This window comes from Stenotrophomonas sp. NPDC047960, from assembly GCF_043204395.1.
In the GTDB taxonomy this organism is placed as follows: Bacteria; Pseudomonadota; Gammaproteobacteria; order Xanthomonadales; family Xanthomonadaceae; genus Stenotrophomonas.
This window is the reverse complement of record NZ_JBIDBX010000006.1, coordinates 289,188-309,953: the sequence shown is the minus strand read 5'-3', so window position 1 is coordinate 309,953 and position 20,766 is coordinate 289,188. Positions and strand designations below refer to the sequence as shown.

The 20,766-nt window shown below is 66.6% G+C and carries 23 protein-coding genes and 2 tRNA genes; 12 read left to right on the top strand and 13 right to left on the bottom strand.

Going from position 1 to position 20,766, the window contains the following annotated elements; all coding sequences use genetic code 11:
- Positions 1-2 precede the first annotated feature (2 nt).
- The 5 genes from yccS (at position 3) to ACGFZ3_RS14990 (ending at position 5,348) form a co-directional block, all read left to right on the top strand.
- The gene (gene yccS / locus ACGFZ3_RS15010; protein WP_392922754.1) at positions 3-2,180 is read left to right on the top strand and encodes a YccS family putative transporter; all 2,178 of its coding nucleotides are present in this window, start codon (positions 3-5) and stop codon (positions 2,178-2,180) included.
- Positions 2,181-2,209: 29 nt separating this feature from the next.
- Positions 2,210-4,099 carry an MFS transporter gene (locus ACGFZ3_RS15005; RefSeq protein WP_392922751.1) on the top strand — a complete coding sequence of 630 codons (1,890 nt, stop codon included), beginning with the start codon at positions 2,210-2,212 and terminating at the stop codon, positions 4,097-4,099.
- A gap of 152 nt (positions 4,100-4,251) precedes the next feature.
- Complete coding sequence (locus ACGFZ3_RS15000) at positions 4,252-4,542, top strand: CD225/dispanin family protein (protein ID WP_392922748.1); 291 nt, start codon at positions 4,252-4,254, stop codon at positions 4,540-4,542.
- 43 nt (positions 4,543-4,585) lie between these two features.
- Entirely contained in the window at positions 4,586-4,864 is a 279-nt protein-coding gene (locus ACGFZ3_RS14995; RefSeq protein ID WP_392922745.1) for a CD225/dispanin family protein, read from the top strand.
- 64 nt (positions 4,865-4,928) lie between these two features.
- The gene (locus ACGFZ3_RS14990; protein WP_392922742.1) at positions 4,929-5,348 is read left to right on the top strand and encodes a DUF2752 domain-containing protein; all 420 of its coding nucleotides are present in this window, start codon (positions 4,929-4,931) and stop codon (positions 5,346-5,348) included.
- Here the strand turns inward: ACGFZ3_RS14990 and ampE are convergent.
- From ampE to ACGFZ3_RS14965, 5 genes are all read right to left on the bottom strand, one after another.
- On the bottom strand, positions 5,345-6,238 hold the full coding sequence (gene ampE / locus ACGFZ3_RS14985) for a regulatory signaling modulator protein AmpE (RefSeq protein ID WP_392922739.1): 894 nt from the start codon (positions 6,236-6,238) through the stop codon (positions 5,345-5,347). The two genes, ACGFZ3_RS14990 and ampE, sit on opposite strands and share 4 nt — an antisense overlap.
- A 111-nt stretch (positions 6,239-6,349) precedes the next feature.
- A complete protein-coding gene (gene nudC, locus ACGFZ3_RS14980; protein ID WP_392922736.1) occupies positions 6,350-7,255 on the bottom strand; it encodes an NAD(+) diphosphatase in 906 nt (301 codons plus the stop codon).
- Positions 7,256-7,318: 63 nt separating this feature from the next.
- Entirely contained in the window at positions 7,319-7,714 is a 396-nt protein-coding gene (gene erpA / locus ACGFZ3_RS14975) for an iron-sulfur cluster insertion protein ErpA (protein WP_392922734.1), read from the bottom strand.
- 46 nt (positions 7,715-7,760) lie between these two features.
- Complete coding sequence (locus ACGFZ3_RS14970) at positions 7,761-8,225, bottom strand: polymer-forming cytoskeletal protein (protein WP_392922731.1); 465 nt, start codon at positions 8,223-8,225, stop codon at positions 7,761-7,763.
- A 4-nt stretch (positions 8,226-8,229) separates the two neighbouring features.
- Positions 8,230-8,982: a DUF6776 family protein gene (locus tag ACGFZ3_RS14965; RefSeq protein ID WP_392922728.1), complete on the bottom strand. Its 753-nt coding sequence runs from the start codon at positions 8,980-8,982 to the stop codon at positions 8,230-8,232.
- A gap of 182 nt (positions 8,983-9,164) precedes the next feature.
- Between ACGFZ3_RS14965 and ACGFZ3_RS14960 the strand changes: the two genes are divergently transcribed.
- Genes ACGFZ3_RS14960 through ACGFZ3_RS14950 form a run of 3 tightly spaced genes read left to right on the top strand, consistent with a single transcriptional unit; the run spans position 9,165 to position 14,017 of the window.
- A complete protein-coding gene (locus tag ACGFZ3_RS14960) occupies positions 9,165-9,788 on the top strand; it encodes a DUF4126 domain-containing protein (RefSeq protein ID WP_392922725.1) in 624 nt (207 codons plus the stop codon).
- Between the two features lie 24 nt (positions 9,789-9,812).
- Entirely contained in the window at positions 9,813-11,690 is a 1,878-nt protein-coding gene (locus ACGFZ3_RS14955; protein WP_392922723.1) for an EAL domain-containing protein, read from the top strand.
- Positions 11,691-11,728: 38 nt separating this feature from the next.
- On the top strand, positions 11,729-14,017 hold the full coding sequence (locus ACGFZ3_RS14950) for an ATP-binding protein (protein WP_392922916.1): 2,289 nt from the start codon (positions 11,729-11,731) through the stop codon (positions 14,015-14,017).
- A 1-nt stretch (position 14,018) separates the two neighbouring features.
- Here the strand turns inward: ACGFZ3_RS14950 and bfr are convergent, their stop codons facing one another.
- The 4 genes from bfr to ACGFZ3_RS14930 all read right to left on the bottom strand — a co-directional run bounded on the left by bfr (position 14,019) and on the right by ACGFZ3_RS14930 (position 15,218).
- A complete protein-coding gene (gene bfr / locus ACGFZ3_RS14945) occupies positions 14,019-14,489 on the bottom strand; it encodes a bacterioferritin (RefSeq protein ID WP_392922721.1) in 471 nt (156 codons plus the stop codon).
- Between the two features lie 175 nt (positions 14,490-14,664).
- Positions 14,665-14,871, bottom strand: a complete 207-nt coding sequence (locus ACGFZ3_RS14940) for a bacterioferritin-associated ferredoxin (protein ID WP_214904481.1) — start codon at positions 14,869-14,871, stop codon at positions 14,665-14,667.
- Between the two features lie 146 nt (positions 14,872-15,017).
- A tRNA-Gln gene (locus ACGFZ3_RS14935) sits at positions 15,018-15,092 on the bottom strand.
- Between the two features lie 49 nt (positions 15,093-15,141).
- Positions 15,142-15,218, bottom strand: a tRNA-Met gene (locus ACGFZ3_RS14930).
- A 121-nt stretch (positions 15,219-15,339) separates the two neighbouring features.
- Between ACGFZ3_RS14930 and ACGFZ3_RS14925 the strand changes: the two genes are divergently transcribed.
- On the top strand, positions 15,340-15,975 hold the full coding sequence (locus ACGFZ3_RS14925) for an RNA pyrophosphohydrolase (protein WP_392922717.1): 636 nt from the start codon (positions 15,340-15,342) through the stop codon (positions 15,973-15,975).
- Positions 15,976-16,074: 99 nt separating this feature from the next.
- Here the strand turns inward: ACGFZ3_RS14925 and rpsI are convergent, their stop codons facing one another.
- Positions 16,075-16,467: a 30S ribosomal protein S9 gene (gene rpsI / locus ACGFZ3_RS14920; protein WP_017354549.1), complete on the bottom strand. Its 393-nt coding sequence runs from the start codon at positions 16,465-16,467 to the stop codon at positions 16,075-16,077.
- A gap of 2 nt (positions 16,468-16,469) precedes the next feature.
- Positions 16,470-16,898 (bottom strand): 50S ribosomal protein L13, encoded by a 429-nt coding sequence (gene rplM / locus ACGFZ3_RS14915; protein ID WP_017354548.1) that lies wholly within the window; start codon positions 16,896-16,898, stop codon positions 16,470-16,472.
- 182 nt (positions 16,899-17,080) lie between these two features.
- Between rplM and coq7 the strand changes: the two genes are divergently transcribed.
- Positions 17,081-17,725 (top strand): 2-polyprenyl-3-methyl-6-methoxy-1,4-benzoquinone monooxygenase, encoded by a 645-nt coding sequence (gene coq7, locus ACGFZ3_RS14910; RefSeq protein ID WP_392922710.1) that lies wholly within the window; start codon positions 17,081-17,083, stop codon positions 17,723-17,725.
- Between the two features lie 2 nt (positions 17,726-17,727).
- Here the strand turns inward: coq7 and ACGFZ3_RS14905 are convergent, their stop codons facing one another.
- Together ACGFZ3_RS14905 and speD are read right to left on the bottom strand one after the other, a co-directional pair.
- Positions 17,728-18,045, bottom strand: a complete 318-nt coding sequence (locus ACGFZ3_RS14905; protein ID WP_392922708.1) for a DMT family transporter — start codon at positions 18,043-18,045, stop codon at positions 17,728-17,730.
- A gap of 171 nt (positions 18,046-18,216) precedes the next feature.
- A complete protein-coding gene (speD, locus tag ACGFZ3_RS14900) occupies positions 18,217-19,011 on the bottom strand; it encodes an adenosylmethionine decarboxylase (protein ID WP_017354544.1) in 795 nt (264 codons plus the stop codon).
- 171 nt (positions 19,012-19,182) lie between these two features.
- Here speD and crp point away from each other — a divergent pair, with 171 nt between their 5' ends.
- Entirely contained in the window at positions 19,183-19,848 is a 666-nt protein-coding gene (gene crp, locus ACGFZ3_RS14895; RefSeq protein WP_392922704.1) for a cAMP-activated global transcriptional regulator CRP, read from the top strand.
- 69 nt (positions 19,849-19,917) lie between these two features.
- Complete coding sequence (locus ACGFZ3_RS14890) at positions 19,918-20,679, top strand: sulfite exporter TauE/SafE family protein (RefSeq protein ID WP_392922702.1); 762 nt, start codon at positions 19,918-19,920, stop codon at positions 20,677-20,679.
- Positions 20,680-20,766: the final 87 nt, after the last annotated feature.

Here is a 20,766-nt window from a genome sequence, read left to right as displayed (position 1 = left end):
GCATGTCCGCCCGAGAATCCCGCCTGAGTCGCCTGTGGGCGCATGAGAAGGCCAGCTACGGGCTGCGGGTGTTCATTGCATTGTCCGTGGCCATGGGCGTGTGCTGGCACCTGGACCAGCTGCCCGCCCTGCCCGGCGTGTTCCTCGGCATCATCGCCAGCGCCATTGCCGAAACCGACGACAACTGGTGGGGCCGCACCAAATCCGTCGCGCTCTCCCTGCTGTGCTTCGTGGTGGCGGCGGCCGCGGTGGTCGAACTGTTCGCCTGGCCATGGCTGTTCATTGCCGCCCTCGCCCTGTCCACCTTCGGCCTGACCCTGCTCGGCGCCCTTGGCGAGCGCTACGCCTCCATCGCCCAGGCCACCGTCACCCTGGCCATCTACACCATGATCGGCCTCGAACAGCACGGCGCCGACGACCGCGCCCAGGCCATCACCGCCGTCAGCCACCTGCTGGCCGGCGCCCTCTGGTATGGCCTGCTGTCCATTCTGTGGACCGCGCTGTTCGCCAACCGCCCCGTTCGCGAACGCCTCGCCCGCCTCTACCTCGAACTGGGCCGCTACCTCCAGCTCAAGGCCGACCTGTTCGAGCCCGTGCGCGATGCCGACGTGCAGAAGCGCCAGCTGGCCCTGGCCGAACAGAACCGCCGCGTCGTTGAAGCGCTCAACATCGCCAAGACCGCCATCCTGGCCCGGTTCGGCCGCTCCGGCCGGCCCGGCGTGCAGTCCGGCCTGTATCTGCGCCTGTATTACATGGCCCAGGACTTCCACGAACGCGCCAGCTCCTCGCATTACCCTTATGGCGCGCTCACCGACGCCTTCTTCCACAGCGACGTGCTCTACCGCTGCCAGCGCCTGCTCGCCCTGCAGGGAGAAGCCTGTGCCAACCTGGGCACCGCCATCCGCATGCGCCGGCCGTTCCAGTACGGCGACCGCACCCGCCAGGCCACCGCCGACCTCACCGACTCCCTCACCTGGCTGCGCGCCCAGCACAATCCCCAGTGGCAGCGCCTGCTCTCCTCGCTGGAACTGCTCGGCCACAACCTGCAGAGCATCGAACGCCGCCTGTCCGAAGCCGCCCAGTCCGAATCCACCCTGGACAACGTCGATACCCGCCTGCGCGACACCAACCCCCATACCCTGCGCGAAATGGGCGTGCGCATCCGCCAGCAGCTCACACCCGGCTCGCTGTTGTTCCGGCACGGCCTGCGCATGGCGCTTGCGCTGATCGTGGGCTTTGCCGCCATCCGCCTGTTCAACGCCCAGAACGGCTCCTGGGTGCTGCTCACCATCGTGTTCGTATGCCGCCCCAACTTCGGCGCGACGCGCCAGCGGTTGGCCCAGCGCATTGCCGGCACCCTGATCGGGCTGGTGCTCACCTGGGCGCTGATGCAGCTGTTCCAGGACCTGCGCATCGAACTGCTGATCGCCCTGCTTTCCGCACTGCTGTTCTTCTTCACCCGCAGCGACCGCTACCTGGTCGCCTCGGCGGCGATTACCGTGATGGCGTTGACCTGCTTCAACCTCATCGGCGATGGTTTCCTGCTGATCTGGCCACGCCTGGTCGATACCCTGCTGGGCTGCGCGATTGCCGCCGCTGCCGCGTTCCTGATCCTGCCCGACTGGCAGGGCCGCCGCCTCGACCTGGTAATGGCGCGCGTGCTTGAACGCTGCGCCGGCTACCTGCAGGCGGTGCTGGGCCAGTACGGCAGCGGCATGCAGGACGACCTGGCCTACCGTATCGCCCGCCGCGATATGCACAACGCCGATGCGGCCTTGTCCACCGCGCTGTCCAACATGCTGCGCGAGCCGGGCCACGTGCGCGGCAACCTGGATGCCGGCTTCCGCTTCCTGGCGCTGTCCAACACCCTGCTCGGCCATCTTTCCGCGCTCGGCGCCCATCGCGCGCAGGTGGACAGCTACGCGCAGGACCCTTTGGCCCGCTCCAGCGGCGAACGCGTGCAGCACGCGATGCAGCAGATCGCCGGTGCGCTGGAACGGCGCGAACCGGTGGACGAGGCGGCCAACGAGGACGACCGCGCCCTGGCCGAACAGCTGGAGCAGGTCAGCGATGAGATGCCGCCCAAGCTGCAGCTGATCCGCACCCAGATCGGCCTGATGCTGCGACTCCTGCCCAAGCTGCGCGCGGCCGCGAACGAAATAGGTACCGGGGCTGCGTGATAGGCTGCGCCGGTTCGCAAGGAGATTCCATGTCCGGCCACAGTCAGTTCGCCCTGCTCCGCCAGCGCCGCTTCCTGCCCTTCTTCATCGTGCAGTCGCTGGGGGCGTTCAACGACAACGTGTACCGCCAGGCCATCATCGGCCTGCTGTTCTACCTCGGCGTGAGCCAGGCCGAGCAGTCGCTGTACACCACGCTGGCACCGGCCATCTTCATCCTGCCCTACTTCCTGTTCTCCGCCCTGGCCGGGCAGATCGCCGAGAAGCTGGAGAAGTCGCGCCTGATCGTGATCACCACCACGATGGAGATCGCGATCATGACCCTGGCTGCGGTCGGCTTCCTGACGCAGAGCATGCCGATCCTGCTCATCGCCCTGTTCTGCACCGGGCTGCAGTCCACCCTGTTCGGCCCGGTCAAGTATTCGGTGCTGCCCTCGGTGCTCAAGCCCGAAGAGCTCACCGGTGGCAACGGCCTGGTCGAGATGGGCACCTCGATGTCGATCCTGACCGGGATGATCAGCGGCGGGATCATCTTCACCCTGGCCGGCAGTTTCGGCCCGATCGTGGCGGCAACGGCGGTGATCGCGCTGGCCATTGCCGGCAACATCACCGCGCGCATGATCCCCAAGGTCGATGCCGGCGCGCCCGACCTGAAGATCAACTGGAACCCCATTCCCGAATCGCTGGCGGTGCTGCGCCTGGCCAAGAAGCAGAAGGCGGTGTCCAACGCCATCCTGGGCGTGTCGTGGTTCTGGTTCGTCGGCACCATGCTCACCTCGCAGCTGCCCACTTACGCGGTGGTCAACCTGGGCGGCGAGCCCACCCTGTACATCTTCGCGCTGGCGCTGTTCTCGGTCGGTACCGGGGTAGGCTCGCTGCTGTGCGAAAAGCTGTCCGGACGCACCGTGGAAATCGGCCTGGTGCCGCTCGGCGCCTTCGGCATGACGGCCTTCATGCTGGACCTGTACTTCGCGCGCGCCGGCACCGCCACCACGGCGGGCCTGGGCGTAGCCGCCTTCGTGGCCGCGCCGGGCAGCGTGCGCATCATCGTTGACCTGGTGGGCATCGGCCTGTTCACCGGCTTCTTCGTGGTGCCGTTGTTCGCGCTGATCCAGAGCCGCACGCCGAAATCGGAAATGTCGCGCGTGTTCGCCGCGCTCAACATCCAGAATTCCGGCTTCATCGTCGCCGCGGCGATGATCGCGCTGGCCACGCAGAAATTCCTGCACTGGACGATCCCGCAGCTGTTCCTGGCGCTGGCGATCGCCAATGCGGTGGTGGCGATCTACATCTTCACCATCGTGCCCGAATTCCTGATGCGGTTCCTCAGCTGGGTGATGGTGCGCTTCCTGTACCGGCTGCGCCCGCATGGCATTGAAGCCAACGTGCCTGATGAGGGCGCGGCGCTGATCGTCTGCAACCACGTCAGCTACATGGACGCGCTGATCCTGTCGGCGACGATCCCGCGTCCGGTGCGCTTCGTCATGTACTACAGGATCTTCAACATCCCGGTGATGCGCTGGATCTTCCGTACCGCCAAGGCCATTCCCATCGCCGGCGCGCGCGAGAACCCGGCGCTGATGCAGGCCGCGTTCGATGAAGTGGACAAGGCGCTGGCCGAAGGTGAGCTGGTCTGCATTTTCCCCGAAGGTGCGCTGACCCGCGATGGCGAAATGGCGGCCTTCAAATCCGGCGTGGAGAAGATCCTCGAGCGCCGACCGGTGCCGGTGGTGCCGATGGCACTGCGCGGCATGTGGGCCAGCATGTGGAGCCGCCGCGATACGCGCCTGGGGCGTATGCGGGTGCCACGACGCCTGCGCGCCCACGTAGAGGTGATCGCCGGACCGCCGGTCGACGGCGCCATGGCGACCGCCGAGGGGCTGGAAGCACAGGTGCGAGCGCTGCGCGGCGACCAAGGCTGAAAGCGGCGGGTCAGGGTATTCCGCAAAGAAATCCATTGCGGCGCTCATGTAAACGCATACATCGCAGGAAACATCGGGTAGATTACCGCCCATAGGGGATGTCCCCTGGCGTTGGGAGACGCCGGGAGACAGCCAATGGAATGGAGTCGTACGTGAATCATCTGCCGCCACCCACCCCACCGGGCGTTGTCGTTCCCAACCATCTGGTCTGGGCCATCCTGACAACGCTGTTCTGCTGCCTGCCGTTGGGCGTGGTGTCGATCGTGTATGCGGCCCAGGTCGATGGCCGCCGCGCGGCCGGCGACCTGGCCGGTGCGTATGACGCATCGCGCAAGGCCGGCGGATGGGCCCTGGCATCGGCGCTGGCCCTGCCGGTGCTGCTGCTGGTGTGGTTTGGCCTGTTTGGCGGCATGGCCGCGCTGGGCGCTCTTTCCGACCTGTGAAACACCCTTCGTTCAACCCACCCAAAAAAATGGAGCTTCACCGATGAACACCACTGCCCCGCAAGTCCCCAACAATCTGGTCTGGGCCATCCTGACCACCCTGTTCTGCTGCCTGCCGGCCGGCATCGTGTCGATCGTGTATGCCGCGCAGGTCAACGGCAAGCTGGCCGTCGGTGACATCGCCGGTGCGCGCGAGTCGTCGGACAAGGCCAAGAAGTGGGCGATGTGGTCGGCCATCATCGGCGTCGTGGCCATCGTGCTCTACATCATCCTGGTCGTGGTGATGGGCGTTGGCGGCGCGATGGGCGGCGGCAACTACTGATCGCCCCCTGGACGGCCCGGTCCGGCGCCCGGGAAGGGTGCCCGGCTCGGGCCGTTCTGCCGTCATGACGATGCCTTCCCGTTCCACCCTGTCGCGTTGGACGCCGCTGGCCGTCACGGCCGGGCTGGCCGTGGGCGCGACCGTGGTGCTGCGCCATGTCAGCCCGTATGCCGGCAACAGCCCGCTGCCGGGTTGCCCGCTGTATGCGTTGACCGGGTTGTACTGTCCCGGCTGTGGCAGCACCCGCTGCCTGTATTCGCTGGTCCACTTCGACTGGTCCGGCGCGATGGCGATGAATCCGTTGCTGGTTATCTCGCTGCCGTTCCTGCTGTTGATGCTGCTCAACAACGCAGGCGTGCGCATGCGCGCATTGGACCCGCTGATGCGGGTGCTGGCCAATCCCACCTTCTGGCTGGTGCTGCTGGTCGGCTATGCGGTGCTGCGCAACCTGCCATGGATGCCGTTCGCGCTGCTGGCGCCCTAGGTCACCCAACCGGCGATGACCAGCAACGCAAGCGCTGCCATCCACAACAACAGCATCCGCCAGACCAGGCTCATCGCGTCGCGCAGTTCCGGCAGGCGGCGCCACACCGGCACCATGCCCGCTTCGCTGTAATCGTGCGCGTCTTCACGAAGTTCGGCACTGACGCTGGCCCGCGCCACGGCGCCCAAAAAGTTCCTGGAGGCGGCCCAGCGATTACCGTGCGCCTCGCGCCAGGCCTTGAAGGCAGTATCGAAGTTGCCCACAAGCGCCATCGACAGCGACATCAGCTGCGCGACCGGCCATTCCAGCCACGACACGACCTGGCGCGCGCCGGCGGTTGTCTCGACGTCGGCCAGCGAGCGCAGCGGCCCCACCGCCAGCAGCACCAGCAGGCGGTACGCCAGCGCGCCCACCGGGCCCAGCAGGAGGAACCAGAACAGCACCGCGAACCAGCGCCGCAGCGCGTTGAGCACGGTAACTTCCACCAGCGACGGCACGTCCTCGTGCAGGCTGCCACCGGCCGACTGCAGCTGGCCGATGGCGGCATGGCGGGCATGCGCATCATCGGCATCGATCACCGCTTCCACGTCACGGTCCAGATCGCGCGGGCCCCAGCACACCACCAGCGTGGCGATGCCCAGCAGCAGCGACGGCAGGCCGAACAGGCGGTCATGCAACGCCCATTGCAGCAGGGCCAGACACAGCACGAACGGAACCACTGCCAACAGCCAGCCGTGGCGCCCACGCCAGAAGCCGGTTTCGGCGGCGTGCGCGTCCAGCCACTGCAGCCAACGCCGGTACCAGCCGAAACGGCGCAGCGCCACGGCCGCGGCAGGCGCGACATGGCCCAGAGCCAAGGCGACCAGTACTGCGACCAGGGTGGTGAACATGGCGGCCTCCGTTCGGTTTCTGGGCGCTACTATGCCTTGGGGACCGGCAATTCCCCGGGCCACAGGTAATGTATGCCGCCCCGCGTTCAGGCAGCGGCAACGTGGTGCCGGTCAGCTTACCTGGCTGCGGTACCAGTGCTCGATCAGACTGCGTGAGATCGAGATCGGCGGCGACAGCCGGATGCCCGCCCCGTCGTCCTCGATGTCGCGTGCCAGTGCCGCGCCCACTTCCTCGGCGCTGAACCAGCGTGCATCTTCCAGCTCGCCGTCTACGGTCGGCACGTCATCTTCAGCCGTTGCGCTGAAGCCCAGCATCAGCGAGCCCGGGAATGGCCACGGCTGGGTACCCAGGTAGCTGCAGGTACGCACCCGCACCCGGCTTTCCTCGAAGACCTCACGGACCACGGTCTGCTCCAGCGATTCGCCCGGCTCGACGAACCCGGCCAGCACCGAGTACCGGCGCGGGGCCCAGTTGGCCTGCCGTCCGAGCAGCAGGCGGCCATTGTTCTCCACCGCCACGATCACCGCCGGGTCCACGCGCGGGTAGTGCTCGGTGTTGCACTTGGCGCAGCGGCCGATGAAGCCACCACGGGTGAAGGCCACGGCACCGCCGCACACCCCGCAGAAGCGGGTGCGCGACTGCCAGTACGACATGCCGCGGGCGTAGCAGAAGGCGCTGGCATCGGCGGCCGACCAGGTGGTGGCCGATTCGCGCAGGTCCACGCGCTGGGGAGCCGTGGCATCCACCGCGGCGGATTCGACCGAGAACCACGCCTGCTCGCCGCGCAGGCCGAGAAATATCGCCGTGCCGGGGCCACCCCCGACCTGGGCGCCGGTCAGCGCAAGCGGCTGGCCGTCGTCGCCGGCCAGCGCGCGGCCATCGGGGTCCAGCACAAGCACGTGGGCCTGCGGCCACATCCGCAACAACGCATCGGCGTCGTCGCGCAGGCTGTCGGCGCGTTCAAGGGGTTCGGTGGTGAAAGCAAAACCGGCAAGCGGCAAGGAGACGTTGGACATCCCTGAAGCCTGCCGCTATTCAACCCGAACAGCAAGCGGTGCCGTGCGGCATCGCCCAACCGGTCACATGCTGAAACTGCTGCCGCAGCCGCAGGTGGTTTTGGCGTTCGGATTGCGGATCACGAACTGCGCGCCGGTCAGGCTTTCGGTGTAATCCACTTCGGCACCCATCAGGTACTGCAGGCTGAGCGGGTCGACCAGCAGGGTCACGCCGTTGGTGTCTACGGCCAGGTCATCCTCGGCACGGTTCTCGTCGAACTCGAAGCCATACTGGAAGCCGGAACAGCCACCGCCCTGGATGTAGACACGCAGGGCCAGCCCATCGCCGGGCTCGTCCTGGATCAGTTCCTTGACCTTGGCCGCAGCGGCTTCGGTGAAGTTCAGCGGGCGATCCAGCGTCTGGTAATTCGGCGCGGCGGCAGGGGTAGGGGCGCCGGGAAGGGAAACTAGCGTGCTCATGCCCCCAGCATGGGGGTGCATGGGCACGCTTTCAAGCACCGGCCGTTCAGGCCATGGCTTCGGCCAGCTTCTTGCGGGCACTGCCGTCCTTGCCATCCTTCCGTTCGGCGCTGTCGTCAGCCGGCGGCGGCAGCGCCATCTGGGCGCCGCCGTGGATGAGGCGGCCGGTCAGCTGGGCGCCTGCGTTCATCTCCACCACCTGGTAGTGAACATTGCCGGTGACGCGGGCGGTGGGAGTCAGCTCGACCCGTTCGCTGGCGTGCACGTCGCCATCCAGGCGACCACTGACCACCACCACGTGGGCGCGGATCTCACCTTCGATGCTGCCCTGCTCGGCCAGCGTGAGGGTGGCATTGGTGGCGCCGTCCTGGGCGATCACCTTGCCCAGGATGGTGCCTTCCACGTACAGGCCACCGCTGAATTCCACGTCTCCCCGGATCACCACCTGCGCGCCGATCAGCGCGTCCACGACCAGATGACCGTTGCGGTTGGATTTGTTGCTGCCAAACATGGGCTTACTCCCCTTCTTTTGCCGTTGCTGCAGCCGGTGCCCCGGACTGCTTCCAGTCGAATACCTGGGTGGCGCCCCCTGCGCCGGTTCCCAGCGTGACCCGCACACGTTGCGGGGTGAAGTCCTTGGGCAACATGATGCTGCCGGTGAGCTGCTGGAAGTACCGGAAGGAGTAATCCTGGCCCGGCACCTTGGTGCGCTGGTGCAGCTCGTCCCAGCTGACCGAGGTCAGCTTGCCGTCCTTGACACCTTCAACCGTAAAGCGCATCTGGCCCTGGCTGATCGCGCCACGGTTGAGGTTCTGGGTCAGTACCACGGCGTACTGCCAGGTGCCCCCCGCTTCCGGCGAGAATTCAATGGAATGGGTGTTCAGGCCTTTGCGCTGGCTGGTGGATCCGACCAGGCGCTCGTAGAAGGCCACGTCGGCGCGGAGTCCGGCGATTTCCTCATCGCGTTCGCCCAGCGAGGCCTGCACCTCGTTGTTGGCCGCGCGGCTGATCCGATCCGACGCCTGCAGCGTGGCCTGGGTCTGCTGCAGTTCCACCACCTGCTTCTGCAGGGTTTCCACGCGCGCTTCGGCGGCGTCCAGCTGGCGGCCGGCGTCGCCACCGGGACCGGCGGTCCAACGGCCCAGCAGCGCAGCCAGGACCAGGCTGGCCAGCCAGATGCCGGCCAGGATCAGCAGCCGGCGGCGATCAGGCGCCACCGGGGAACCGGGGCGGCGGATCTGGATACGGGAAGGTGTCGGGTTGTTCATGGCGAATACGGCGGCACCGCAGCTTGGGCGATACCGACACGACCCCTGTCGGGAAGAGCGACTCGTTAGTGTAAGTCAGGGGTGGCACATTTTTCGCCCCTTTCCCCCTCCGGGACAGTAGCGTTCAGGGTCGTCATCCCCGATAGTGTGGGCCTGTGCACACTTTCGCCGGAGCGCCTGCCATGACCGAGGCCCACCTGTTCGTGATCGGCATCCTGCTGGCCTGGCTGGCCGGCATCCGCGTGTACCTGACGGTGTTCGGGGTGGGCCTGGCCGGGATGCTGGGCTGGGTCGAGCTGCCGCCGGCACTGCAGGCCACTGAATCGTGGTGGGTGCTGGGCACCTCGGCTGCACTGGCCATAACGGAATTCGTCGCCGACAAGATTCCCGGGGTCGACTCGGCCTGGGACCTGGTGCAGACCCTGGCGCGGGTACCGGCAGGCGCCTTCCTGGCCGCCGCCACGCTCTCGCCCACTGGCGAACTCAGCACCACGGCGCTGGCCGCCGGTGCCGGCGTGGCGCTGGCCAGCCATGGTCTGAAATCAGGCACCCGCGCCCTGCTCAACACCTCGCCGGAGCCGGCCAGCAACTGGGTGGCGTCGGCGGCGGAAGACACCGTGGTGGTCGGCGGCCTGGCGTTGGCGCTGGCGCACCCGTGGATGGCATTGATCGTGGTGGTGGCCTGCAGTCTGGTCGGCGCGCTGGTGGTCTGGCTGGTCTGGCGCACCCTGTGGAAGGGCATGCGCTGGCTGCTGCGGCAACCGGCGGGCAAGCCCGGGGCACTGGCCGACCGCGATGCCGCATAATCGCGCCGCAGACTGGGAGTACTGATGGCCGTCCAAGACAACGCTGTTGCATCCACCCGCGTGACCCGCGCCGAAACCCCGCCCGCTGATCATTGGCAGCGCTGGGCTGGTGCCGACGTGCCCGCCGCGGCGCCCACGCCAAGCAACGTGGTGCCGCTCAACGCCGCAGCCGCCGCTGCGGTGTCTGCGCCGCCGGTGCTGCCGCCGTCGCAGTGGCAGCACGACGATGCCAGTCCGCCGCTGCTGGGCAGCGAGGCACCCTATCGCGTGCTGATCGTAGAGGACGACCGCTCCCAGGCCCTGTTCGCACAGAGCGTACTGCATGGCGCCGGCATGGAAGCCATCGTGCACAGCGAGGCCGAAGGCGTACAGCAGGTGATCAACGAACAGCGCCCGGACCTGATCCTGATGGACCTGCACCTGCCGGGTCTGGATGGCATGCGCCTGACCGCACTGATCCGCCAGCAGCCTGGCCAGCAGCTGCTGCCGATCGTGTTTCTCAGCGGCGACCCGGACCCGGAGCGCCAGTTCGAAGTGCTCGACAGCGGCGCCGACGATTTCCTGAGCAAACCGATCCGCCCGCGCCACCTGATTGCCGCGGTGTCCAACCGGATCCGCCGCGCTCGCGCGCAGGCGGCCCTGCAGCCCGGCGCGCAGGGCGCGCCGGCGATGAACAACCCCGAGACCGGCCTGCCCACCCGCCACCACGTGATGCAGCAGCTGGGCGCGGCGTTGTCGCACGGCGACCGTGGCGGCCTGTTCTTCATCGAGGTGGCCAGCGCACTGGGCCTTCGCGAACGCTATGGCTATGCGGCGTTCGAGCGGCTGATGGTGCAGGCCGCGCAGCGCCTTGCCGACAACGCGCACCCGCACCTGCTGGCGCGCCTGAACGACAACAGCTTCCTGGTCCTGGCCCGCGGGCTGGACGAGGAGTCGCTGGACGCGACGGCGCACCAGCTGCGCGATGAACTGTCCGCGCGTTCCTTCGTCATCCGCGACGAGGAATCGGTGCACCTTCGGGGCGTGGTCGGGCATGCCCGGCTTTCCGGGGGCTTCGGCGATGCCGGCACCGCATTGGAAGCAGTGGAACGCACCACGCTTCAGGCGCGGCTGCTGCCCTCCGGCGTGGCCGCGCACGTGCGCCGCGAGGACGTCGCCGCGCAGGAACACCTGGCGATTCTGGAAGGACAGCTTGAACCGGCCTACCAGCCCATCGTCGCCGTCGCCGGCGGCAACACCGCGCAGTACCAGGTGCTGCTGCGCCTGCGCCAGGCCGATGGCAGCGTGCTCAACGCCGGCCAGGTGATTCCCGCCGCGGAAGCGGCCGGGCGCATCGCCGACCTGGACCAGCAGGTGCTGGACCATGCGCTGGGCCTGCTCGACCTGTACCGGCACGCCACCCAGCCGCTGAGCCTGTTCGTGTCGCAATCGCTGCGTACGCTGGCCCGCGATGCCTTTGCCGACTGGCTGCTGGAAACCCTGCAGCAACGCCAGTTGCCGGGCAGCGCGCTGGTCATCGACGTGCGCCTGCCCGACGCGCTGATCCACACTGTCACGCTGCAGCAGTTCTGCGCGCGCATGAGCGCGGCCGGCGTACGCTTCTGCCTGAGCCAGTTCGAGCCCAGCGGCGAAGCCAATGCCCTGCTCGGCCAGCTGCCGCTGGCCTTCGTGCGCATGGCCGCGCGCTTCTCCAGCAGCCATGCCAACCAGCAGACCCGCGATGAACTGCGCGGCGCCATCGATGCCGCGCACCGCGCCGGGGCGCTGATCATCGGCCAGCAGATCGAAGACCCCCAGGCCGCCGCGGCGATGTGGATGGGCGGGGTCGATTTCATCCAGGGCAACATGGTGCAGTCGGCCGGGAGCGAGCTCAACTTCGACTTCCACACCGCGGTGCTCTGACCATGGCGACCCAAGGACGGGGACCCTCCGCACTGTGGCTGGCTGCGATCGCAGCCGCACTGGCGGCTACGGCCAGCGGCATGGCTGCGGCCGGCGCCCATGGCCCGTGGCCCATCATTGCCGTCGGCTCGGCCGCCGTGGCCGTGGTCAGCGCGCTGGTCTGCGTGGGCCGCTGGCGCGACATGCAGGCGCAGCTGGCATCGGGCCAGCGCCGCCAGGAGGCGCTGGCCAGTGAGCGCGACCACCTGCAGCGCGCGATGCAACAGCAGGACATGCTCGAGCAGGAGCTGCTCCAGGCCAAGCAGGCGGCCGAAGCCGCCGCGCTGGCCAAGGGCGAGTTCCTGGCCACCATGAGCCACGAGATACGCACTCCGCTCAACGGCATCCTGCCGATGCTGGACCTGATCGCGCGCGGCCAGCTGGGTACCGACCAGCGGCAGATGCTGCAGACCGCCATGGTCAGCTCGCAGCAGCTGCTGCGCATCGTCGATGACATCCTGGATTACTCCCGGCTGGAGGCCAAAGGCCTGGACCTGGAGATCACCACGTTCAACCTGCGCGAGCTGCTGGAAGGCATCGTCCAGCTCATGCAGCGCAGCGCCGAAGCCAAGGGCCTGGCGGTATCGCTGGAGCTGGACCCGGCCGTGCGCCTGTCGGTGCGCGGCGACCCGGTGCGGCTGCGCCAAGTGCTGGGCAACCTGATGGTGAACGCCATCAAGTTCACCGAGCGCGGCCAGATCCGCCTGCGGGTCACCCGCCAGGGCGAGACCGCCAGCCAGCATCAGCTGCGCTTCGAAGTGATCGACACCGGCATCGGTATCGACGGCACCCTGCAGGCGCGGTTGTTCCAGTCCTTCAGCCAGGCTGACGCGTCCACTACCCGCATTTACGGCGGCACCGGCCTGGGCCTGGCCATCTGCAAACGCATCATCGACCTGATGCACGGCAACATCGGGGTGAGTTCGACCCCGCGCCACGGCGCCACGTTCTGGTTCGAGATTCCGCTGCTGAAGGTTGTCGGCGACCTGCCGGCCGCGCCGCTGACCACCCGCGCTCTGCTGGTCAGCGAAGATCCGCTGCTGGTGCAGCGTCTGCAACGCGTGCTGCAGCACCACGACATCCGCCTGCACACGGTGGACAGCGCCTCTGCCGCGCTGGACATTCTGCGCGCGCCGGTGCGCCCGGGCATCGAACCGGACCTGGTCTGGGTGATCGCCGACAGCCACGCGCTGCGCCATGGCGCTACCGCGCTGCACCGCGCCGTACTGCACGATGCCCGCACGCCCACCCCGCGCCTGCTCTGGCTGCAGGGCGACGACCCGCTGGCCGCGCTGCTGCGCGAGAACACCTGCGTGTTTCCGCGCGAGGCCGGTGACGTGGATCTGCATGCGGTGCTGCGCCCGGCGGTAGCCAGTGCGCGCCCGGCCCCCCTGCTGGCCAGCGTGGAGCCCTACAGCGGCCCGTTGGACGCGCCGCAGCTTGGCCTGCGCGTGCTGCTGGTGGAAGACAACAGCGTCAACCTGCTGGTCGCACAGCGCCTGCTGCAGGTGCTGGGCTGCACCGTCACCACCGCCACCGATGGCCAGCAGGGCCTGCAGCAGTTGCAGGACCACGCCTTCGACCTGGTGCTGATGGACTGCCAGATGCCGGTCCTGGATGGCTACAGCGCCACCCGCCGCTGGCGTGAGCAGGAAGCGGCGGAAGGCCGCACCCGCCTGCCGATCGTGGCGATGACTGCCAACGCAATGGCTGGCGACCGTGAGCGCTGCCTGCAGGCGGGCATGGACGATTACCTGTCCAAGCCGGTCAACCGCGAGTCGCTGCAGGCCTGTCTGCTGCGCTGGCAGATCGCGGCGGAGGACAACGCCGCGGAGGCCCGCAGGACACCGGTGCTGCCACCCGCTCCCACCCGGTCACCGCCGCCCATGCCGCCGCTGGTCGCGGACGACAGCAGTGACGACGCCACACCCGGGGTGCTCGACAGCGGCGTACTGGATGAGCTGCAGGAAGTGATCGGTGCGGAGACGGCCACCATCATCGCCGTGTTCCTGGAAGACACCCCGCCGTTGATCCGGCAGCTGCAGGACGCCTCGGTGGCCGGCGACCTGGAAAAACTGCGCGCGCTGGCGCACAGCCTGAAGTCGGCCAGTGCGAACGTGGGGGCGATGGCGTTGTCGGTGGCGGCACGTCGGATTGAACACGATGCCCGCGCCGGTACGCTGGAGCGCCCGGCGGTGGCCGTGGCGCTGCTGATTGCCGAATACGCGCGTGCACGGTTGGCGCTGGCCGGTTACCAGGCCAGCATCCGCGTCACGGCCACGCGCTGAATCAGTCTTCCAGCTTGGTGAGCAGGTAGTTCGGCTCGCCGATGCGCTCGATCAATTCCAGCTGGGTTTCCAGCCAGTCGATATGCTCTTCCTCGTTGTCGAGGATCTTCACGAACAGCTGGCGGCTGACGTAATCGCCGACCGAATCAGCGTAAGCCACCGCTTCGCGCAGGGTGACGGTGCCTTCGCGCTCGAGGGCGAGGTCGCACTGCAGGATCTCGGTGGGGTTCTCGCCGATGCGCAGCTTGCCCAGCGCCTGGAAGTTCGGCAGTCCCTCAAGGAACAGGATGCGATCGGAGAGCACGTCGGCGTGCTTCATCTCCTCGATCGATTCCTTGTATTCGTGGTCGGCCAGTTCCTTCAGACCCCAGTTCTTCAGCATCTTGGCATGCAGGAAGTACTGGTTGATCGCGGTCAGCTCGTTGTAGAGGACCTTGTTGAGGAATGCGATGACCTTGGCGTCGCCTTTCATGACCGTGCTCCTGCAGCGTGAAAACGCCGGCACTGTAGCGCGTCCCCGCAACCAATGAGGGAACGCGAATCATGATCGATCGGTTTACGGCGGGGCGTCGCCCCAGGCGCAGGAATGATCCCGTAGCAGCCGACCGTTGGTCGGATGACCTTGGCGGGGCTGGACCAGGTTGCCGTCAGGCTACCTGCGCCAGACCCAGCACGGGTAGCGGCAGATCAACGGAGCGGGCCTTGGCCAGCAGATCCGCCGCCATGTCCAGGCAGGAACCGCAGGTGGCGCCGCAGCCGGTGCGCATGGTCAGCTCGGACACGCTGGCGACACCGCTCTGGGCGGCTTCGCGGATCTGGTGGTCGGTTACCCCGTTACAGATGCAGACGTACACGTGCGGACTCGGCAGGCAGGCCCGGATCGGCCTGTGCGTATTCCAATCGAAACGAGAATGGTTGTCAATTTCGTAACTGAATCATTCTCGATACGGTTCAGCGTGCCAAAAAAAAGACCGATCTTTCGATCGGTCTTTTTCGTATTTGGCTGCCCCGGATGGATTCGAACCACCGAATGCCTGAGTCAGAGTCAGGTGCCTTACCGCTTGGCGACGGGGCAAAACGTGCGTGCAATTGTTGCACTTTCTCACTGGAAAACCAAGCGGACTTGGTGGCTATGGGTGGACTCGAACCACCGACCCCAGCATTATGAGTGCTGTGCTCTAACCGGCTGAGCTACATAGCCTTAGTGAGCCGGCAATTCTGGACATGTAAACGGAATCTGTCAACACCTTTTCACCGCGCTTGTGAGTGGGCAGCGGGCGTGTCACAGTCCTGACCAGTAGATTTTTCTAGGAGTCCGCATCGTGATCGATCCGGACGGCTATCGACCGAACGTCGGCATCGTGCTGATGCGGCAGGACGGGCAGGTGTTCTGGGCACGACGTGTGCGCCGGGATGGCTGGCAGTTCCCGCAGGGTGGCATGAATACCGATGAGACGCCTGTCGAAGCCATGTATCGCGAGTTGCATGAAGAAACCGGGCTGTTGCCAGAGCACGTCGAAGTGCTGGGTGCGACACCGGGCTGGCTGCGCTATCGCCTGCCGGCACGGGCCGTCCGCCGTAATGAACGGCAGGTCTGCATCGGCCAGAAGCAGGTCTGGTTCCTGCTGCGCCTGGCCGGCGACGAATCGCACGTGAAACTGGACCATACCGACAGCCCCGAGTTCGACCAGTGGCGCTGGGTGGATTTCTGGTATCCGGTCGAGCACGTGGTGATGTTCAAGCGCGGGGTCTATGCGCGGGCACTGCGTCATCTGGCGCCCTTGGCGCGCGGGGTGGCCGGGACCGGCGTGGACGCCATGCCCAAGTCCGCCCAGGAAGCCTGGATGCCGGGGCATGCGGCCGGGCACGACCGACCGCGCAAGCGCGCGCCCGCGCCCAAGCGTGGGGGCGGCTACTGGCCACGCAGCAAGGTCAAGGGCGACCCGGGCGCGGTGTAAGCGCACCCGGCACGCTGAAACGACAAAAGCCCGGCCGAAGCCGGGCTTTTGCTTTCCTCCCAGCGGGATCCCGGAGGATCCCACGCCAGGCGCGATGGATCAGCGCTTGGAGAACTGGGTGGCGCGACGTGCCTTGTGCAGGCCGACCTTCTTACGCTCGACTTCACGGGCGTCACGGGTCATGAAGCCAGCCTTGCGCAGCTCGGACTTCAGGGTTTCGTCGTACTCGACCAGCGCGCGGGCGATGCCCAGGCGGATCGCACCGGCCTGGCCGGTGGTGCCGCCGCCAGCGGCGGTGACCATGATGTCGAACGATTCGGTGTTCTTGGTCAGTTCCAGCGGCTGACGCACGATCATGCGTGCGGTTTCACGGCCAAAGAACTCGTCCAGCGGACGGCCATTGACGGTGATGTTGCCGGCGCCCTTGCGCAGGAACACGCGGGCGGTGGAGGACTTGCGGCGGCCGGTGCCGTAGTTTTGAGTGATAGCCATGATTAGATATCCAGAACCTGGGGCTGCTGAGCGGCGTGCGGGTGCTCGGAACCCGAGTACACCTTGAGCTTGCGGTACATGGCGCGGCCCAGCGGGCCCTTCGGCAGCATGCCCTTGACGGCGGTTTCGATGACGCGCTCCGGGTGGCGCTCCAGCGCCTGGGCCAGAGTTTCGGTCTTCAGGTTGCCGATGTAGCCAGTGAAGCGGTGGTACAGCTTGTCCTGCAGCTTGTTGCCGGTGACGGCAATCTTCTCTGCATTGATGACAACCAGGTAATCACCGGTATCAACGTGGGGGGTGTAGACCGGCTTGTGCTTGCCGCGCAGACGGCGGGCCAGCTCGGTGGACAGACGGCCCAGCGTCTTGCCGGAGGCGTCGACGAGATACCAGTCGCGCTGGACGGTCTCGGACTTTGCAGTGAAAGTGCTCATGGAAGAACTCAAGTAGGTCGGGCTCATTGCGGCCATGGAGCGGCCGGAACTCTGCCACGCGTTGTGAAGAGGCGGGATTGTACTGGCCATTTGGCCCACATGCAAATCGGCCGGTAGCACGGCTTGGCAGACCGGCTCCAGGGGGTGAGAATCGATGATCCCCAGCCGCGATGCCCGACCGCATGACTGCGCTCCGCCAGATCACCCCGCTCGACCATCTGCTGACCGAGGCGCAGCGCGCTTTGGACACGGTGTTCGGCAACCCGCCGGCCAGCCGCCCGTACCCGGCCGAGGCAACCCCGGACGTACCGATGCCGACCCCGGCCCGCCGCCACGCGGCCGGCCTGATGCGGATCAACCATGTCGGCGAGGTCTGCGCGCAGGGCCTGTACTTCGGCCAGGCGGCAGTGGCGCGTGAGCCGGAAACCCGCGCCCACCTGCTCGAGGCGGCCCAGGAAGAGACCGACCACCTGGCCTGGTGCGCCCGGCGCCTGCGCGAGCTGGACAGCCGGCCCAGCCTGTTCAACCCGATCTGGTATGCCGGCAGCTATACCATCGGCACGCTGGCCGGGCTGCGCGGGGATGGCTGGAACCTGGGCTTCGTGGTGGAAACCGAGCGGCAGGTCGAAGCCCACCTGGACGAGCACCTGGATACCCTGCCCCCGACCGACCAGCGCAGCCGCGAGATCCTCAAGGTGATGAAAATCGATGAGGCCAGGCACGCCGACCACGCCGAACATGCCGGCGCGCGCCGGCTGCCGCCGCCGATCCCGGCGGTGATGGCACTGGCGTCGAAGGTCATGAAGACCATCGCCTACCGGCTTTAAAGTCAGCCGGAAACCAGCTTCAGGCCGATCACCCCGGCTACGATGAGCCCGATGCAGGCCAGCCGCGGCGCCGAGGCGCTGTCCCCGAACAGGAAAATGCCCAGGGTCGCCACGCCCAGCGCACCGATGCCGGTCCAGACCGCGTAACCCGTCCCCACCGGGATGGTGCGCAGGGCATGGGTCAGCAGGTACAGGCTGATACCGGCGGAAATGAGGGTGGCCACGGTGGGCCAGGGCTTGCTGAAGCCGTCGCTGTACTTCAGGCCAAGGGCGAAGCCGATCTCAAAGATGCCGGCCAGCAGCAGGTAGATCCAGGGCATGGGGGTTGCCTCCTAAACAAAAACAAAACGGTCCGGTGTCTTCACACCGGACCGTCGTCGGTAGCTTGCCGTGGAACATTACTTCTGCGCAAAACAGATGTTCCACAGGGCGGGGCGTCCCGCCTTGTGCAGCACCACCCGGGCCAGGGCCCGGGCGGGTGTCGCGTGGTGTTACTCGGACAGGTTGCGGCCGTGGAACAGCTCTTCGATCTCGCGCTTGAGCAGCGCTTCGATCTTCATGCGCTCCTTGAACGAGATGTTCTTGGCCTTTTCCTCGAACAGGTACTGGTCCAGGTCGAAGTCCTTCAGGTGCATCTTCGTGTGGAAGATGTTTTCCTGGTAGACGTTGACGTCGAACATCTCGTAACGCGACTTGATGTTCTTGGCCAGGAAGTTCTGGATCGAGTTGATCTTGTGATCGATGTAGTGCTTCTTGCCCTTCACGTCACGGGTGAAGCCACGGACGCGGTAGTCCATGATCACGATGTCCGATTCCAGGCTCTCGATCAGGTAGTTCAGCGCCTTCAGCGGCGAAATCACGCCACAGGTGGCCACATCGATGTCCGCGCGGAACGTGGCGATGCCCTCCTGAGGGTGGGTTTCGGGGTAGGTATGGACGGTGATGTGGCTCTTGTCCATGTGCGCTACCACGGCATCGGAGATCAACTCCTTGCCCGCCAGCTTCTTGTCGATCACCGGCTCTTCGGAGATCAGGATCGTCACCGACGCGCCCTGCGGATCGTAATCCTGGCGCGCGACATTGAGGATGTTGGCGCCGATGATCTCGGCGACATCGGTCAAGATTTGAGTCAGCCTATCGGCGTTGTACTCTTCATCGATGTATTCAATGTAACGCTGACGCTCCTCTTCGGTGCGGGCGTAACACACGTCATAGATGTTGAAGCTCAGCGCCTTGGTGAGGTTGTTGAAACCCTGCAACCTCAGGCGAGGCAACGGCTTGACCACGGCGGTCGATCCTGTGTGTGGTGGGAAAGGATCAATTATGGGGCAAAGTGATCGGGGGCGAAACTTGCATTGAAACAAGTTGCTGTGTTGGGGTTTGCCCTTCACAACCCTGATCGTTAAGCTCGCGGCACATAGCCGTGAATTGTTCATGAGCAAAGGGAGCGCCTCAACGTGTCATCTGTGCGCCTTGCCACAAGTCCATTGGCCCTGGACATCGCCACCATTGACCGCTTTCTGGCCCACAGCCACCGACGCCGCTACCCGGCCCGCACGGACGTTTTCCGCCCCGGCGACCCCGCCGGCACCCTGTATTACGTGATCAGCGGCTCAGTTTCCATAATTGCTGAAGAAGAGGACGACCGCGAACTGGTGCTGGGCTACTTCGGTTCCGGCGAGTTCGTGGGCGAAATGGGCCTGTTCGTGGAAACCGACCGCCGTGAGGTGATCCTGCGCACCCGGACGCCCTGCGAGCTGGCCGAGATCAGCTACGAGCGGCTGCACCAGCTGTTCCTGGGCCCGCTTTCCACCGACGCGCCCCGGCTGCTGTACGCCCTCGGCCAGCAGGTCTCCAAGCGACTGCTCGATACCAGCCGCAAGGCCAGCCGCCTGGCGTTCCTGGATGTCACCGATCGCATCGTGCGCACGCTGCACGACCTGGCCCGCGAACCGGAGGCCATGAGCCATCCGCAAGGCACCCAGCTGCGCGTGTCGCGCCAGGAGCTGGCCCGCCTGGTCGGCTGCTCGCGTGAAATGGCCGGCCGCGTGCTGAAGAAGCTGCAGAGCGATGGGCTGCTGCATGCACGGGGGAAAACGGTCGTTCTGTACGGCACCCGGTAAATGCCGGCGCCCTGCGCCGCCGTCCAGCGCGTGTTCGCGGCATTCACGGACTGCCGCTAGTCTCAACACATGGCACCTGGCAGCGAATTCTACTGGTTCATCCTGATCGGGCTTGGCGCGCAGCTGGTGGACGGCGCGCTGGGCATGGCGTTCGGGCTTGTCTCTTCCTCCGTGATGCTCAGCATGGGCCTGCCTCCGGCGGCGGTCAGCGCAAGCGTGCATACCGCTGAGGTGTTCACGACAGGCGCCTCCGGCGTTTCGCACCTCGTCGCCGGGAACGTGGACAAGCGGTTGTTCCTGCGCCTGGCCCTGCCGGGCGCGGTGGGTGGGGTGCTGGGCGCCTACGTACTGACCCAGCTGCCAGGTGATGCGATCCGCCCCTTCATCTACGGCTATCTGTTGATCCTGGCGATCTTCATCCTGCTGCGCGCGGCCGGAAGGCTGGTGCCGCGCCAGGAAGTGAAGCGGGTGCCGGTGCTGGGCTTCATTGCCGGGTTGCTGGACGCAAGCGGCGGCGGCGGCTGGGGCCCGGTGGCCACTTCCACCCTGCTCGCCCGGGGCGGCCAGGCCCGCACCACCATCGGCACGGTCAACGCGGCCGAATTCGTGGTGACCCTCTCGGTATCGATCACCTTCCTGCTCTCGATGGGCCTGCAGCACCTGAACATCGTGGCCGGCCTGCTGATCGGCGGCATGATGGCCGCCCCGCTGGCGGCCGTGCTGGTCAAGCGGGTAAAGGAACGTTGGGTGCTGGTGGCCGTGGGGGTGCTGGTGCTGTCGATCAGCCTGTTCCAGATCAGCCGGGCCGTTCGCGGGTGGTGGGGCGCGTGATGGTCGGCGCAGTGCGCCGCCGCACGACCAACGGTCGTGCGCTACCGCCTGATCGGTACAACGGGCGTGCGCTACCGCCTGATCGGT